Source organism: Mesorhizobium sp. LNHC229A00 (genome assembly GCF_000502415.1).
Lineage (GTDB): Bacteria > Pseudomonadota > Alphaproteobacteria > Rhizobiales > Rhizobiaceae > Mesorhizobium.
The window spans coordinates 468,420-483,511 of sequence record NZ_AYWQ01000001.1; the positions used below are offsets into that span (position 1 = coordinate 468,420).

The 15,092-nt window shown below is 63.1% G+C and carries 13 protein-coding genes and 2 tRNA genes; 1 reads left to right on the top strand and 14 read right to left on the bottom strand.

The window, feature by feature from the left end:
• Position 1: 1 nt before the first annotated feature.
• The 5 genes from X742_RS167370 to X742_RS167350 all read right to left on the bottom strand — a co-directional run bounded on the left by X742_RS167370 (position 2) and on the right by X742_RS167350 (position 6,390).
• Entirely contained in the window at positions 2 to 1,624 is a 1,623-nt protein-coding gene (locus X742_RS167370; protein ID WP_023769891.1) for a dipeptide ABC transporter ATP-binding protein, read from the bottom strand.
• Positions 1,621 to 2,490, bottom strand: a complete 870-nt coding sequence (locus tag X742_RS167365; RefSeq protein ID WP_023769892.1) for an ABC transporter permease — start codon at positions 2,488 to 2,490, stop codon at positions 1,621 to 1,623. Before X742_RS167365 ends, X742_RS167370 begins: the two co-directional genes overlap by 4 nt.
• A complete protein-coding gene (locus tag X742_RS167360) occupies positions 2,487 to 3,434 on the bottom strand; it encodes an ABC transporter permease (RefSeq protein WP_023769893.1) in 948 nt (315 codons plus the stop codon). The genes X742_RS167365 and X742_RS167360 overlap by 4 nt, the downstream gene beginning before the upstream one ends.
• Positions 3,435 to 3,468: 34 nt before the next feature.
• Entirely contained in the window at positions 3,469 to 4,947 is a 1,479-nt protein-coding gene (locus X742_RS167355; RefSeq protein ID WP_023769894.1) for an ABC transporter substrate-binding protein, read from the bottom strand.
• A gap of 162 nt (positions 4,948 to 5,109) precedes the next feature.
• On the bottom strand, positions 5,110 to 6,390 hold the full coding sequence (locus tag X742_RS167350) for an acetylornithine deacetylase/succinyl-diaminopimelate desuccinylase family protein (RefSeq protein WP_023769895.1): 1,281 nt from the start codon (positions 6,388 to 6,390) through the stop codon (positions 5,110 to 5,112).
• Positions 6,391 to 6,605: 215 nt separating this feature from the next.
• On the opposite strand from X742_RS167350, the gene X742_RS167345 reads away from it, so the two are divergent.
• Positions 6,606 to 7,034, top strand: coding sequence for a L,D-transpeptidase (locus tag X742_RS167345; protein WP_023769896.1), 429 nt, complete (start codon positions 6,606 to 6,608; stop codon positions 7,032 to 7,034).
• 69 nt (positions 7,035 to 7,103) lie between these two features.
• On the opposite strand, the gene X742_RS167340 is transcribed toward X742_RS167345, so the two are convergent.
• The 9 genes from X742_RS167340 to X742_RS167300 form a co-directional block, all read right to left on the bottom strand.
• Positions 7,104 to 8,093, bottom strand: coding sequence for a lipid A biosynthesis lauroyl acyltransferase (locus X742_RS167340; protein ID WP_031240918.1), 990 nt, complete (start codon positions 8,091 to 8,093; stop codon positions 7,104 to 7,106).
• Between the two features lie 120 nt (positions 8,094 to 8,213).
• On the bottom strand, positions 8,214 to 9,242 hold the full coding sequence (locus X742_RS167335; protein WP_023769898.1) for a zinc-binding dehydrogenase: 1,029 nt from the start codon (positions 9,240 to 9,242) through the stop codon (positions 8,214 to 8,216).
• Positions 9,243 to 9,278: 36 nt separating this feature from the next.
• On the bottom strand, positions 9,279 to 10,550 hold the full coding sequence (locus X742_RS167330) for a beta-ketoacyl-ACP synthase (RefSeq protein ID WP_023769899.1): 1,272 nt from the start codon (positions 10,548 to 10,550) through the stop codon (positions 9,279 to 9,281).
• A 44-nt stretch (positions 10,551 to 10,594) separates the two neighbouring features.
• A complete protein-coding gene (locus X742_RS167325) occupies positions 10,595 to 11,785 on the bottom strand; it encodes a beta-ketoacyl-ACP synthase (RefSeq protein ID WP_023769900.1) in 1,191 nt (396 codons plus the stop codon).
• A gap of 55 nt (positions 11,786 to 11,840) precedes the next feature.
• Positions 11,841 to 12,134, bottom strand: coding sequence for an acyl carrier protein (locus tag X742_RS167320; RefSeq protein ID WP_023769901.1), 294 nt, complete (start codon positions 12,132 to 12,134; stop codon positions 11,841 to 11,843).
• 313 nt (positions 12,135 to 12,447) lie between these two features.
• Positions 12,448 to 13,590: a slipin family protein gene (locus X742_RS167315; protein ID WP_023769903.1), complete on the bottom strand. Its 1,143-nt coding sequence runs from the start codon at positions 13,588 to 13,590 to the stop codon at positions 12,448 to 12,450.
• Positions 13,591 to 14,113: 523 nt separating this feature from the next.
• Positions 14,114 to 14,182, bottom strand: a tRNA-Asn gene (locus X742_RS167310).
• 2 nt (positions 14,183 to 14,184) lie between these two features.
• Positions 14,185 to 14,259, bottom strand: a tRNA-OTHER gene (locus X742_RS167305).
• A 229-nt stretch (positions 14,260 to 14,488) separates the two neighbouring features.
• The gene (locus tag X742_RS167300; protein WP_023769904.1) at positions 14,489 to 15,037 is read right to left on the bottom strand and encodes a histidine phosphatase family protein; all 549 of its coding nucleotides are present in this window, start codon (positions 15,035 to 15,037) and stop codon (positions 14,489 to 14,491) included.
• Between the last annotated feature and the right edge of the window lie 55 nt (positions 15,038 to 15,092).

Consider the following 15,092-nt stretch of genomic DNA (forward strand, 5'->3'; position numbering starts at 1 on the left):
CTTACCCTTGTTCCTGCATCCGTTTCGCGATCGCCCGGCGAAGATCCGGCGCTGCGGCGACCAGCGCTTGCGCCGCCTCTGATTGCGGATGGTCGAGCACTTCGCTCGTCCTGCCGCGCTCGACGATCTTGCCGTCATGCATGACCAGCACGTCGTCGGTGATGGCGCGGGCGACGGTCAGGTCGTGGGTGATGAAGAGATAAGCGATGCCGAGTTTCTGGTTCAATCCGGCGAACAGGTCCAGGATCTGTGCACGGATCGAGACATCGAGTGCCGAGACTGGCTCGTCGGCGACGACAAGCTTGGGGCGCGTGATGATGGCGCGGGCGATCGACAGGCGTTGGCGCTGGCCGCCGGAAAATTCGTGCGGGTATTTGTCCATGTCGCGTTGGTCGAGGCCGACCTCGTGGAGCGCATGCGCCACCATCTCGCGGCGCTCGGCGCGCGTCGGTTTTTTCTCCAGGACATGCAGGGGTTCGGCGACCAGTTTTTCGACCTTCTGGCGCGGATCGAAGGAGCCGTAGGGATCCTGAAAGACAACCTGCATATCGCGTCTGGCCGGCTTCAGCTCGGCCTCGCTCCTGCCGGTGATGGGTTCGCCGCCAAACCGGATCGTTCCCGAACTCGGCCGGTCCAACGCCAGGATCATGCGGGCAAGGGTCGACTTGCCGCAGCCGGAGCGGCCGACCAGCGCCACCGACTGCCCCGGCGCCATCGACAGGGAGACATCGTCGACCGCACGTATGTCTGGCGCGCGCCGGAACAGCGAGATGCGGCGTCCGGGGTAGTCGCGGCTGACGCCCTCAACCTGCAGCAAGGGTTGGTCCATCCCGACATGATGAGGTTTGGAGCGCGCCGGAACATGCATCGAGGCCTGCGCCAACTGGCGCGTATAGGGATGGAACTGTTCGGAGAGCGTGCGCGCCGTGTCGCCGGCGTCCATCACTTCGCCATGGCGCAGGATGGTGATGCGGTCGGCCATCTCTGTCACGACAGCGAGATCATGCGAGATCAGCAGCAGGCCCATGCGGTTCTCCGCCACGAGATCGCGCAGGAGGTCGAGGATCTGTGCCTGCAGCACCACGTCGAGCGCCGTCGTCGGCTCGTCGGCGATCAGCAGCTTCGGCTTCAGCGCGCAGGCGATGGCGATGACGACGCGTTGGCGCTGGCCGCCCGACAATTCGTGCGGATAGCGCGACAGCGGGAATTTTGCTTCGGGCAGGCCGACGCGGTCGAGCATTTTTCGCGCCCGCTCCTCGGCGTCGGCACGGCTCGCCCCGGTGTGCCAGCGTATGCCTTCGGCGACTTGTTCGCCGATTGTCTTGACCGGGTTGAGCGCCGTCATCGGCTCCTGGAACACCATACCGATGTCGTCGCCGCGCAAGGCACACATCTGGTCCTCGGTCGCTCCCAGAATATCGATGCCGTCGAATGTGATGCGCCCGGTGGCGCGTGCGGCATGGGGCAGGAGCCGCATCACCGTCAGCGCGGTCATCGATTTGCCGGAGCCTGATTCGCCGACCAGCCCCATCACTTCGCCGGGCGCGACGGAGAGCTCCATATTTTTCAGGATCTGTGTGTCGCCGATGACCAGCGACAGATTATCGATTTCGAGCAGGCTCATCGCCGCCGCCGCGATTTCGGGTCGAGAATGTCGGCGATGCCGTCGCCCAGAAGATTCAGGCCGAGCACGGTGACGACGATCGCCATGCCGGGGAAGATCGCCATCCACGGCGCCACCACCATGCGCGTCTGGGCGTCGAACAGCATGCGGCCCCAACTCGGCATTGGCGGCTGAGCGCCGAGGCCGAGATAGGAAAGCCCGGCTTCGGCCAGGATGCCCAGCGCGAATTGGATTGTGCCCTGCACCATCAGCAGCGTGGCGATGTTGGGCAGCACGTGTTCGATCGATATCTGCGTGCTGCTCTTGCCGGCGGCGCGCGCTGCAAGGATGAATTCACGCGGCCAGATGGCCAGCGCGCCGGCGCGGGTGACGCGGGCGAACACCGGAATGTTGAAGATACCGATGGCGATGATCGCATTGACGGCGCCCGGCCCGAAAATGGCTGTTATCATGATGGCCGACAGCAGTGCGGGGAAGGCGAAGACGAGGTCGTTGATGCGCATCAACGCCTCGTCGACGAGGCCGCCGCGCGCGGCGGCGAAGGCGCCAAGCGGCACGCCGACACCCATGCCGATCCCGACGGCGACCAGCGCCACGGCGATCGAGTTGCGGGCGCCAACCATGATCATCGACAGGATATCGCGGCCGAAATGGTCGGTGCCGAACCAGTGCGCTAGCGAGGGACCTTGCGTCTTGTCCGCTATAACGAGCCTCGTTACATCAAAGGGCGTCCAGACATAGGACACGACGGCCATCGCCAGGATCAGCACGGTGATGACGAAACCGGTAACGAAAGCGGTATTCCCAAACGCCTTGGCCAGGATGCTGCGGAACGTCTCGTCGGGGATGTCGATGCGCAGCGTCATTGCCGGGTCCTCAGGCGGGGATCGACCACCGCATAGGAAAGGTCGACGACGAGGTTGACGGCGATGACGGCGGCGACCAGCAGCATGATGACGCTCTCGACGACGATCAGGTCGCGCTGGGTGATCGCCTGGAACACCAGCCGGCCGAGCCCGGGCAAATAGAAGACATTTTCGATGATGATGGTGCCGGCGAGCAGGAAGGCGAACTGCAGGCCAAGGATTGTCAGCACCGGGATCATGGCGTTGCGTAGCGCGTGCCGCCACAGCACGGCCCGATAGGGCAGGCCCTTGGCGCGGGCGGTGCGGATGTAATCCTCGTCGAGCACCTCGATCAGCGCCGAGCGGGTGACGCGTGCCAGGATTGCCGCTTGCGGCAAGGCAAGCGCCACCGCCGGCAACAGCAGCGATTTCAGTGCCGGCCAGGCGCCGGCGCCCCAACCGGGAAAACCACCGGCCGGGACCAGACGCAGCCAGACCGCGAAGATATAGATCAGCATCAGCGCGAACCAGAAATTGGGCACGGCAACGCCAAGCTGCGCGATGCCCATTGAAATCGTATCGCCGGCCCGTCCGCGCCGGCTGGCGGAAAACAGGCCGACCGGAATGGCGATCAAGGTGGAGAGCGCGAGCGCGATCAGCGCCAGCGGCAGCGAGACGGCCAGCCGTTCGCGCACGAGATCGATGACCGGGACCGAGTAGGTATAGGAGCGGCCGAAATCGAGGGTGAGCAAGCCCCCGGCCCAGTGCAGATAGCGCAGGACGATCGGCGCGTTGAGGCCCATCTGGTTGCGCAAGAGTTCCACTTGGTCGGCACTGGCGTTCATGCCCAGCATCAGCCGCGCCGGATCGCCGGGGAGGATCTCCAGCACGGCGAACACCACCATTGAGGCAAGTACCAGCGTTGCTAAAGCGACGGCGAGACGCTTGAGGAGGTAGGCGCTCATGGAAGGCAAGGGAGTGCCGCGCGCACCAAGAACCTCACTCGCTCCACTTCACCTTGGTCAGGTCGTTGGCCTGGATCGGCGCATTTTCCCACAGGCCCTGCAGCTTGGCGTCCCAGACACCGACCTTGGGCAATTCGTAGAGGAAGCCGACCACGGCGTCGTCGGCCAGGATCTTCTGCGCCTCGCCAAGCAGTTCCTTGCGCTTGGTCTCGTCGGAGGTGAGGTTGAGGTCGGCGATCACTTTGTCGAAGGTCGGATTGTCGTAGTTGAAGTAGTAGTCCCTGCGCGCATAGATATCGATGTCGTTGGGCTCGGTATGGGAGACGATGGTCAGGTCGTAATCCTTCTTGGTGAACACCTGGTCCAGCCACTGCGCCCATTCGACCGGGACGATCTCCAGGTTGATGCCGACATCGCGAAGTTGGGAGGCGATGATCTCGCCACCGAGCCGTGCATAGCTGGGCGGCGGCAGTTTCAGCGTTGCCTTGAAGCCGTTCTCCAGCCCGGCCTCCTTCAGCAGTTCCTTGGCCTTGTCGACATTGTGCGGATAGAGGCCGGTGAGGTCGACATAGTCCTTGTTCGCCGGCGACATATGCGAGCCGATCGGCAGGCCAAGGCCGGCCGAGGCGCCGTCGATGATCGCCTTGCGGTCGAGCGCATAGGAGATCGCCTGCCTGACCTGCAGCTTGTCGAAAGGTGGCTTCTTGTTGTTGATCGAGAGGATGGTTTCGCCTTCGGTCGAACCGATCACCACCTTGAAACGCGGATCGTCCTTGATCTGTGCGAGGCTGTCGGGATCGAAGAAGGGAAAGGCTTGGATGTCGCCGGACAAAAGGGCAGGCACATAGGCTGCGGCATCCGGCACGATGCGGAACTCGACCTTGTCGAGGAACACCGGAGAGCCCCAGTAATGGTCAGATTTGACCAGCGTGATCGATGATCCCTTGGCCCAGTTCTGGAACTTGAACGGGCCGGTGCCAACCGGGTTTTCCTTGTTGGTGTCGGCGGATTTCGGCGACACCATCACCGCGTCGCCCCAGCCCAAATTGTAAAGGAAGGATCCTTGCGGGTTTTTCAGCGTGATTTTCACCGTCGCCGGATCGATGACGTCGACCTTGTCGATGGCCGCGAACAGGCCCTTCTGCGCGTTGACCGAATTGTCGGCGCGGGCACGGTCGAGCGAGAATTTCACGTCATCGGCGCTGAAATCGGCGCCGTCGTGGAATTTGACGCCGGCGTGCAGCTTGAAGGTGTAGACCTTGCCGTCATCGGAAATGGTCCAGCTTTCCGCCAGATCCGGCAGCACCTCGCCATTGGGTCCGATCCGGGTCAGCCCCTCGAAGACATTGGCGTAGAGCACTTCCTTGATCGCCGCAGCGGCACCAGCGGTTGGGTCGAGGTGCGGCGGTTCGAGCGGAATGCCGATGACCAGGTCGGTTCGGGCCGCAAAGGCGGAGGTTCCAGCGGCCAATGCGAGAACCGCGGCGGCCAGAATGGTTTTCCACAATCTCATCGTGCAACTCCCCATGCGTTCAGGATACGTGCTCAAGCCGGGCGATAGAAGCGTGATTTCGCGTGGGAGTAAATTGCGTTTCGTGCTGCCAGGCAGGGTGGCCGGGAATGTTTTTTGCCGTGCCAGCCCTGTCGGCGGGCCGAAGCTTATCGCGATGCAGGATCATCCCGTGGCCGTGCCGCGCAGCAGCACGTTGAGCCCGATCGCCATCACCTTGGCCGATTCCACCATGTCCGATATGCCAACCCACTCGTCCGGCCGATGGGCGAGGTCGAGAATGCCCGGGCCATAGGCGATGCAGTCGTAGATATGCCCGATGCGGGCGATGTGCTTCTGGTCGTAGGTGCCGGGCGAAATGACGTAGTCGGGCTCGCGGTCGAAGATCGCATGAATGCCTTGCGCCACCGCCTTGACGACGGGGGCGTCGCGCTCGGTCATCAGGGGCAGTACTTCCATCAGATCGCGGATCTCGTAGTCGAATTTTTTGCGCTCGCGTTTCAGCCGGTCGAGAACGCCGGTCACTTCGGCTTTGACCGTGGCCAGATCCTCCTCGAGGAGGAAACGGCGGTCGATGGTCAGACGGCAGGAATCGGGCACGTTGGGCGAGGGCAGACCGGGGCGGAAATCCTCGGTCTGGCCGCCATGAATGGAATTGATGTTCATGGTCGAGCGCCTGGCGCCTTCCGGCACCACCGGCATGCGGGTGATCTTTCGGTCGAGTGCCGGGAACAGTTCGTCCTCGAATGCCTGCAGCACCGCGCCCATATGGCGCACCGCATTCTCGCCGAGAAACGGCATCGAGCCGTGCGCGATCTCACCCTTGGTCTCGATCTCCGCCCACCAGACACCGCGATGGCCGAGGCAGATGCGGTCCTTGTTGAGAGGCTCGGGAATGATGACGTGATCGACCCTGGGTTTCGAGAAATAGCCGAGGCCGGCCAGATGGGCGACGCCGCCGAAGCCGCCGGATTCCTCATCGACCGTTCCCGAGATCTCGATGGCGCCGGGAAAGTCGGGAAAGACTTCCACAAAGGCTTCGACAGCGATGATGGAGGCAGCGAGGCCGCCCTTCATGTCGCAGGCGCCGCGTCCATAGACCTTGCCGTCCCTGACGGTGCCAGCGAAGGGATCGACGGTCCAGCCGTCGCCGGCTTCGACAACGTCGATATGCGAATTGAAATGGACGCAGGCACCAGGTGACCGTCCATCAAGCCGCGCAACGACATTGATGCGCGGATAGCGATCGGTGTCGCCGGGCGTGCCTTCGGCGCGGATGAACTCGGTCTCGAAGCCGCTCTTCCTTAGCCGCTCACCGATATAGTCGGCGCATGGCCCGTAGGCTTCGCCGGGTGGATTTATGGTCGGAAAGCGGATCAGGTCGGCGGTCAGCGCCACCAATTCGTCGCGCCTGATGTCGATTGCCTTGAGGAGTCGCCCGTTCATGCCGCGAGTTGAGCAGCGATCGCAGTGGTTTTGCAAGCCCGTCGATCAAACCGTGCAACGTGTCGTTGTGGCAACTATCGCGGGAAATCGTTCAAATTCACTGCTTCGGATTGGCGAATTGGTCAAAGACTGTGTGCTATCTGTTCACTGCCATTAAAGAGGTGAAAAACAACGTGATGGCGAGCAGGCATGGGCAATCAGAGGGGTTTGATCGCATGAATACGTCATTTCTCAAGGCAGCAGTATTGGTCGTTGCGCTGTTGGGCGCATCGGCAGCAAGTCAGGCGGCCACATTGGTGGCGAACATCGACGTGTCGTCGCAGACGATGACCGTTCGTTATGGCGATTCTGTCTATCGGTGGGCCGTCTCCACCGCCCGTCCGGGCTATTTCACGCCGCGCGGGACCTACCGGCCGCAGCGCACGGCGCGGATGTGGTATTCGCGCAAGTACGAGATGTCGCCGATGCCGTACTCGGTGTTCTTCCGTGGCGGCTATGCCATCCATGGAACGGGCGCCGTCAGGCAACTCGGCCGTCCGGCCTCGCATGGCTGCGTAAGGCTGCACACCGCCAATGCCGCGGCCTTCTATTCGATGGTCCGCGAAGTGGGCTTCGGCAATACGCGCATTGTCGTCACCAATTAGGCAATTGGCGGTTTGTTGATATGGCTTTGTTTGCTGGCGGAGGAACGCACGTTCCCGCCAGCGGCTTGCTCAGCTGTTTGAGGCGGGAGCCGGCTTGGTGCGGTTTTTTCGCCGCCAGTTGCTGATCTCCCACCTTTTGTGGAACCACATCCATTGGCCTGGATCCTCTCGGACCCAGCGCTCGACAACGTCGTTCAGCATCTGGGTGGTGGCGTGGACATCGACGCTGCCGTCGGCGGTGCGCGGCAGGACCAACTTGTCCTCGATCTCGAGCCGGAAGCGGTTGCCCGGCAACCTGATACAACGCGCCGGATAGACGTCGCAGTCATAGTGGCGGGCAAGGGTGCCGAGCACGCGGTTGCTCTGGCAGGGGCGGCCGAAGAAGGTCGTGTCCAGGCCGTTGGAGAACTTCTGGTCGACGAGAACGCCGATATTGCCGCCATTGTCCAACACTCCCGCCAGCGCGAACGAGGCGCCGGCCATCGAAGGCAGCAAGCCTCCCATGGTCGATCGCCTTGTCGAAAGGATATAGTCGGCGAGGTAAGGGTTGTTGGGCGGCCGAAACAGCGCCGTGATGTTCATGCCGAAGGTCGCGGCCGCCACCGGCAGCAGCTCGAAATTGCCGAGATGGCCGGTGAAGACGATGTGCGGCTGCTTCTCGGCCGCGATCTCAACGAAATGCTCTGTTCCCTTGACCTCGATACGGCCGGGCTTGCCGGCGGCTGGGTCATAGTCGAAGAGGGCGTCGAGGAAGATGTATTCGGCGGCAAGGCGGGCCATGTTGCCCCACATGTCGGACGCGATGGATCGGATTTCGTCCTCGCTCTTTTCCGGATACGCCTTGCGCAAATTGTCGAGGGCGACCTGGTGGCGCCCGACCCTTGGACCGATGAGGCGTGCGGTGCGGTCGGCAAAATTCAGCGCGCTGTCGACCGGCAGCAGGCGCAGCAGCGACATGATGACCATCGCGAGACGCGCAACAAACCAGTAATTCACCTGGCGCAATTGTCTGCCATGGCGAAATTTCAGATCGCGGCGAAGCTTCTTGAGCACGGACATCGAGGCCCTAGAGCATGATGCCGAAAAGTGTGAAGCGGTTTTCGGATGACATCATGCTCTATTCCTTGATTTAGAGGCGGATTCAGATTTCAGGTCGATTCGACCTGAAATCATCCGACTCTAGGCGACGCGCAGGATGATCTTGCCGAAAACGTCGCGGCCTTCCATGCGCTTCAGCGCGGCATCGATATCGTCGAAGCCGACCTCGGTGTCGATTACCGGGGCGACCTGTCCCGCGGCCATCTTTTGCATGGCGTTGGCCATGTTCTCCATGCGGCAACCGAAGGATCCGAGCAGTTTCAACTGCTGCTGGAAGAGCTGCATCAGGTTGATCTGCGCCGACACGCCGGAGGTCGAACCACAGGTCACCAGGCGACCGCCGCGCTTCAGGCACAGCATCGAGCCGGCAAAGGTGTCGGTGCCGACATGCTCGAACACCACGTCGACGCCCTTCTTCTTCGTCAGCTTGCGCACGACGCCCTCGAAGCGATCGTCGCGGTAGTTGATAACATGGTCGGCGCCGAGAGCCTGGGCCTTGTCGATCTTGTCGTTCGAGCCGACCGTTGTGATGATCGTGCAGCCCATCCGCTTGGCCAACTGGATGGCCGCCGAGCCGATGCCGGACCCGCCGGCATGAACGAGGATCGTCTCACCGGGCTGCAGCCTGGCATTGTCGAACAGCATGTGCTCGACGGTGCCGAAGGTAACGGGCGCGACCGCGGCCCCGATATCGGTCACACCGGGCGGGGCGGGGACCAGCAGGCGCGCCGGCAGGTTGATCTTCTCCTGCGCGAAACCGTCGAGATGGAAGCCGTGAACGCCCGAAACATGCTCGCACAGGTTGTCGCGACCTTCGCGGCAGGCACGACAGAGGCCGCAGGTGCGCGCGCCGTAGATCGATACCAATTGTCCGGGCAGCAGGCTGGAAACGCCGGGACCGACCGCCTCTACCTCGCCGGAGGCCTCGGCGCCGACGACCAGCGGCAGCTTGCGCTTGGCGAAGGCCATGCCACGCCAGCCCCAGACGTCGATATGGTTCAGCGCCACCGCCTTGATGCGCAGCGTCACTTCGCCAAGCGCGGGAGGCGGCGGGGGTGGCAGGTCCACCGTTTCAAGGCGGCGGTCCTCGATAAGTTGCAGTGCGCGCATGGAGCCTGTCGGTTCTGTTAAGCGGAAAGGGCTCGCTTAGACCGGTTCCCGCGCCATGACAAGGCAAGTGTTCTGGCCGCCAAAGCCGAAGGAGTTCGACAGAACGGAGCGAACCTGCGCATCGCGCTTCTTGTTCGGCACGACGTCGAGCACGATCGCCGGGTCAGGATTGTCATAATTGATGGTCGGAGGAATGACGCTTTCGCGCATCGTCATCAGCGAAAACGCCGCTTCGACAGCGCCCGCCGCCGACAGCGTGTGGCCGATCATCGACTTGTTGGACGAGATCGGCATCGAGCCGATGCGCTCGCCAAATACCGTCGACAGCGACAGGTGTTCCATCTTGTCGTTTTCCGGCGTCGAGGTGCCGTGTGCGTTGACATAGTCGATCTCGTCTTCGCCGAGACCCGCATCGGCAAGTGCGGCCCGGACGGCGGCGATCGCCGGCGATCCATCCGGCTTGGAGCGCGTGCGATGGAAATCGTCGGCCTTTTCGCCACAGCCGCTGAGGATGCCGAGAACGGCGGCCCCACGGGCAAGCGCCGCCTCCAGCGATTCCAGCACCAGCGCGCCAGATCCCTCGGCCAACACGAAGCCGTCACGGTCCTTGGAAAACGGCTTGGAAGCCTTTTCCGGATTGTCGTTGTGGGTGGAGAGCGCCGACAGCAGCGAGAAGCGGATCAGCGCCTCGGCGGTCGCCGAGCCGTCGGCGCCGATCGACAGCGCCCGATCGCATTCGCCACGGCGGATCGCCTCGACGCCGAGCTGGATGGCGGTGGCGCCGGAGGCGCAAGCCGTCGAAAGCGTGATCGGCAGGCCACGTGTGCCGAACCGGTCGGCGAGCCGGTCGGCGATCGAGCCGAACTGGGTGGTTTCGAAGAGATCGAGTTCCTTCAGGCCGCGCGCCACGCGCAGCAACCTTTCGGCGCCGGAATCGTGCTTGTCTGAATTGTAGAGCGAAAAGCGGTCGTGCCAGTCGAGCTCGACCGGCGGCGAGGCGAGGAAGAGAGGGCCGCCGAAATCGCCGGAAGTCAGGCCGGCTTCGCCAACAGCCTCCTGCGCCGCGGTTTCCGCCAGTTCATAGGTGAGGAGGCTTGCTCCCTTTGAGCTCGACGGCAGGAAATCGACCATGCCGGAGATCCGTGTGTTGAGGTGATCGACCGGAAAGCGAGTGATCGGGTGGATGCCCGACTTGCCCGAGGTCAGGGCGGCCCAGTTGTCTGATTTGCCGACGCCGAGCGAGGTCACCACCCCGATACCGGTGACGGCAACCACGGGCCTGCCCATGTGATCTCTGAAATTGGCCATCCGGGAGCCCTCTTATCTCTGCAGTGCGTTCGCCAAACGCCGCCTCAAGCGGCGTTGACCAGCGCCATGCCCTCGAATTGGTGATAGCCGATCGCCGTTGCAAGGACGCTCACGGGAATGCCTTCAAATGGCTTTTCGGCCGTGGCGTCAAAGACAGGGTAGGCGGCCTTGCGGTCGACCGCGAGTGCCGCCAGCGCCACGGCGAAGGGAAACTGCGCTTCCTTCATGTGCCCGGTCAACGTTGCAAAACCGCGCGCCGATATCGCCGGATTGGCGTCGAGCGCCGCCTTTTCGGCCGATGTTGCCGCATGCGCGCCTGATGCTCCCGACATGGCGAGCATTTTGCCGTTCGGCAGCAGCGCCTGTTTGAGGAGGAGAGCGATCTCGGTGTCGAGTTCTCCGCGCGCGCGCCTGGCGCGGCCGGAGACGACGGGGCCGAGTTCAGCATAGATCTTGCGTCCGCGGCTTGCCGCGTGTTCGCGCTGCTCAAGCACCAGGAAGGCTCCGCCGGAACCAGAGACCACGCCGCCGCCCTCGGCGCCCTGCCTTTGCCAGACAGGCTTCCACGGGCCGCGATGCAGATAACCGGCCAGCTCGTAGCCGAGCAGCATGTCGGAATGTTCCGTCTGGAAGGCGCCGCCGACCAGGATGTGCGTCGACTGGCCGGAGCGGATGCGCGCGGCGGCCGTCTCGACGGCGGCGACGCCAGCGCCTTCCTCACCCATGAAGGTCCTGGACGAGCCGGTCACCTTGTGGACGATGGAGATGTTGCCGGCGAGCAGATTGGAAAGCTGCGCCAGGAAAAGCGTCGGCCGCAATTCGGTGGTCAGCTTCTCGTTGAGCAGCACGTCGCGGTCGTTGCGGTTTTCCGAAGCGGCTAGAATGTCGGCGTCGACCGCTTCGTCGCGCTCGCCGCCGCCAGCCGCCACAACCATGTCCATTGTGGTGCAGAGTTCGTCATTGCCCTTGATGCCGGCGTCGTCGAGCGCGAGGCCCGCCGCATAGGTGCCGAGCCTCTGCCATGTCTCCATCTGCCGCTGATCGCCGCGCTTGGCGATCTGCAGGTTCCAGTCGATCTCGGGCAGTGGATGAACCGTGTAGGGCGCGAAGCGCGCGGGCTCGAGCACCGGCTCCGGGCCGGGTTGCGCCAGCTTCTGCCAATGGGCTTCAGGACCTTCTCCCAGCGAGGAAACTAGGCCGATCCCTGTGATGACGACGTCGTGGGGGCTGCTCATGAGCGGCTTTGTGGGTCAGGTGACGGAGCGCGTCAAGTCACGCGCCCTGATGACCTCAGACGGTCTTGGCGGCAACCAGCGCGTCGATCTTGGCGCACAGGTTCTTCATGACGAAGTAATCATCGGTCGAAGCCTTGCCGTCATTGACTTCCTGGGTCCACTTTTCCAGCGGCACCTTGATGCCGAATTCCTTGTCGATGGCGAACACGATGTCCAGGAAGTCAAGGCTGTCGATACCGAGATCGTCAATGGTGTGGCTCTCGGGCGTGATGGTGTCGATATCGATCTCGCTGGTGTCGGCAATGATCTTGGCGACTTTGTCGAACGTGGTGGAGTTCGTGGTGGACAAGGGGCTTTTCCTTCTTTGCGGGCGGAATCTGTCCGCATTCGTTTGGGCGCTGTCTAATCGGTTTTTCCCGGCAGGAAAAGGCCTGTTAAGCCGGGGCAGATGGGTGGGATGCCCAGGAAACACAAGAAGGGCCGCCGGTCGACCTGGCGGCCCTTCCGTTGACGCAACGTAAGCTCAACCGTCGCGGAGCTTGACCAGGTCGTTCAGCAGCCCGCCCGTTCCGTTGTGGACGGTCAGCCGCTCGACCTTGCCGGCGATGGTTTCCAGAGCCTCGAGCTCCTTCAGCCGNCCCTTCCGTTGACGCAACGTAAGCTCAACCGTCGCGGAGCTTGACCAGGTCGTTCAGCAGCCCGCCCGTCCCGTTGTGGACGGTCAGCCGCTCGACCTTGCCGGCGATGGTTTCCAGAGCCTCGAGCTCCTTCAGCCGCAGCATCACCGGGTTCTCCGCCATCACCTTGGCCGTGTTGAGCAGGGAACGCGTGGCGTTCGTCTCTTCGCGGCGGCGGATGACGTTGGCCTCGGCCTGCTTTTCGGCCGAAACCACCTGGTTGAGGATCTCGCGCATCTCACCCGGCAGGATGACATCCTTGAGCGCGATGTCGCTGACCTCGACCCCGATCTCGGCCATGTCGGCACGGACCTTGGCCGCCGCTTCCTCGTCGACCGTCACCTTCTTTTCGAGGATCTGGTCGAGGGTGAGCGCGCCCAGCGTCTTGCGGAACGCGTACTGCAGGGCGCGGTAGAGGGCCTCGGAGAAGTCCTTCACCGCGCTCACCGCCTTGACCGGATCGACGACCCGGTATTCGGCCGCGATGTTGACGCGGATCGTGACGCGATCCCTGGTCAGCACTTCCTGCCCGGCGACATCGAGCGACTGACGCTTGAGGTCGACGACCTTGATCTGCACCATCCGTCCGACGTTCCAGAAGCCGTGCACGCCAGCGGCAAGCGTCCGCACAAGGACACCGTCGATGAACAGCAGCCCGGCTTGGCCGTCGACAACCGGGTGAACGGACATCAATTCCGTCTTCCGAGCCTGGCCGAGCCGGCGCATGACCGCTGGATCGATGGCAAGATCGGCCGAGGTGTCGACCACCGTCACCTTCCACGGTCCGGCGTCCGTCCACAGCACCAGCTTACGGTCGGCGGCCTGCACGGAATGCAGGTTGCCATCACGCTCGATGACCGCAACTTCCGTGCGCCCGGTGCGCACGACGGTGAAATGACGCGCGGCCACGTCCGGGAGCTTGTCGAACAACGCCTTCTCGTACGCCGAAACGAATTCCGGGCTCTTCAGATCGTGCCGGGACACCTCAAGGCTCTGGTTCCGGTTGGCGAGCCAGTGCTCACCCGGCAGCAGGACAGCCTTGATCTCTCCCTTGTAGAGAGTGAGGGCACGTTCGTTTTCCTTAACCAGGACGCGCTCGCGCCCAAGAACTGTATCGAGAATAGTCATTGTCTTACTCCTGTCGGGCATGGCCCATGCGGGCGTCACGTCATGCGTCGATCTTCCCTTCGTCTCTCGTTCACTTCCAATTCCGGACACGAATGGTCCGGGGACTGGCATCGATGCGCGGCGGGCCTGNTTAACCAGGACGCGCTCGCGCCCAAGAACTGTATCGAGAATAGTCATTGTCTTACTCCTGTCGGGCATGGCCTATGCGGGCGTCACGTCATGCGTCGATCTTCCCTTCGTTTCTCGTTCACTTCCAATTCCGGACACGAATGGTCCGGGGACTGGCATCGATGCGCGGCGGGCCTGTGGGAGCGGATCGCGGGGCAGCGAAGCGGGCGCCGGAGCGAGCCTCCCTTGCCGGCATCGATGCGCCTTGACCATTACCGCGAGCCTGGCCGCGAGCCGATGGCATCGGACCTTTCGATACGTCCTGGCCCGAAGGCTTCGGCCGTCCGTCACGTCTTCAGCATTGCAGTCCCCGGACCGGTTCAGATAACACCTGGCAGGGTGCTGGCTTTTCAGGCCAATGGAGAAGGATTCGAACCTTCGACAATCAGATTAACGATCTGATGCTCTACCCAACTGAGCTATCCGTGGTGTGGATGAAGGGACTCGAACCCCCGACCTCCGGACCCAAATCCGGCGCTCTCACCTCTGAGCTACATCCTCAATCCCAATCCCCGAAACGGCGCCGTATACAGGACTGCAAAGCAGCCTGCACGAGCGGAGACGAAAGCTCCAACCGTTGTGCTCGCTTCGGTTTTCGTGACCGGGAGCGCGCCTATAGCCCCTGCGACTGGTTGTCGCAAGCGACATTGTCGTTTCGAATTCGCCGCTTCTTTCGGGGTGGCATTTCGGCAACACTCATTTGCCGCGCCCGCGATCGGGAGCAGCGGCCTCAGAAGGTGACGCGGCCAAGTACGCGCAAGCCGTCGCCTTGTGGCTCGACCACCACGGCTTCGCCTTCGCGGGGCGACACGCCGGTCAGCGCCACGATGTTTTCGAGATGGGTGACCAGGACCAGGTTGTCCGAGCCGGAATAGGCGCGAATTTCCTTCATGATGGCGGCGATCTGCGCTGCTTTCCGCGCGTCGTCACCTTTCAAGAGATCGAGCGGCGCGAACAGCTCCGGCTCGGCCTCGAAGGCGGTGCGCGCGGTGTCGAGGCAGCGGCAATAGCGGCTGGACAGGATGCGCTCGATGGGAGCCGCGCGCGCGGCAAACAGGGCGCCGATCTTGCTTGCCTGCTGCTTGCCGCGCGCCGACAGATTGACCTGGGTGGCGCAATTGCCGATGTCGAAATTGGCCGGGTCGGTGGTGCCGGTGACCATGGCGTGGCGCAGCAGCACGACATGGCCGCCATCGCGCAGCAGCGCCCAGCCAGCGTCCGTCGCGTGCGCGGCAGCGGGGAAGACAAGCAGGAACAACGCCAAGGCTAACCGGATCATCGCCACCCTTCCGTGAGTCCGTATCGGGCTCCAACCATTCGCATATAGGGATTGG

What these genes read in the sequence shown, in the direction of transcription:
- X742_RS167370 (WP_023769891.1), bottom strand. Translation starts at nt 1,624, where the DNA reads ATGAGCCTGCTCGAAATCGATAATCTGTCGCTGGTCATCGGCGACACA.
- X742_RS167365 (WP_023769892.1), bottom strand. Translation starts at nt 2,490, where the DNA reads ATGACGCTGCGCATCGACATCCCCGACGAGACGTTCCGCAGCATCCTG.
- X742_RS167360 (WP_023769893.1), bottom strand. Translation starts at nt 3,434, where the DNA reads ATGAGCGCCTACCTCCTCAAGCGTCTCGCCGTCGCTTTAGCAACGCTG.
- X742_RS167355 (WP_023769894.1), bottom strand. Translation starts at nt 4,947, where the DNA reads ATGAGATTGTGGAAAACCATTCTGGCCGCCGCGGTTCTCGCATTGGCC.
- X742_RS167350 (WP_023769895.1), bottom strand. Translation starts at nt 6,390, where the DNA reads ATGAACGGGCGACTCCTCAAGGCAATCGACATCAGGCGCGACGAATTG.
- X742_RS167345 (WP_023769896.1), top strand. Translation starts at nt 6,606, where the DNA reads ATGAATACGTCATTTCTCAAGGCAGCAGTATTGGTCGTTGCGCTGTTG.
- X742_RS167340 (WP_031240918.1), bottom strand. Translation starts at nt 8,093, where the DNA reads ATGTCCGTGCTCAAGAAGCTTCGCCGCGATCTGAAATTTCGCCATGGC.
- X742_RS167335 (WP_023769898.1), bottom strand. Translation starts at nt 9,242, where the DNA reads ATGCGCGCACTGCAACTTATCGAGGACCGCCGCCTTGAAACGGTGGAC.
- X742_RS167330 (WP_023769899.1), bottom strand. Translation starts at nt 10,550, where the DNA reads ATGGCCAATTTCAGAGATCACATGGGCAGGCCCGTGGTTGCCGTCACC.
- X742_RS167325 (WP_023769900.1), bottom strand. Translation starts at nt 11,785, where the DNA reads ATGAGCAGCCCCCACGACGTCGTCATCACAGGGATCGGCCTAGTTTCC.
- X742_RS167315 (WP_023769903.1), bottom strand. Translation starts at nt 13,590, where the DNA reads ATGACTATTCTCGATACAGTTCTTGGGCGCGAGCGCGTCCTGGTTAAG.
- X742_RS167300 (WP_023769904.1), bottom strand. Translation starts at nt 15,037, where the DNA reads ATGATCCGGTTAGCCTTGGCGTTGTTCCTGCTTGTCTTCCCCGCTGCC.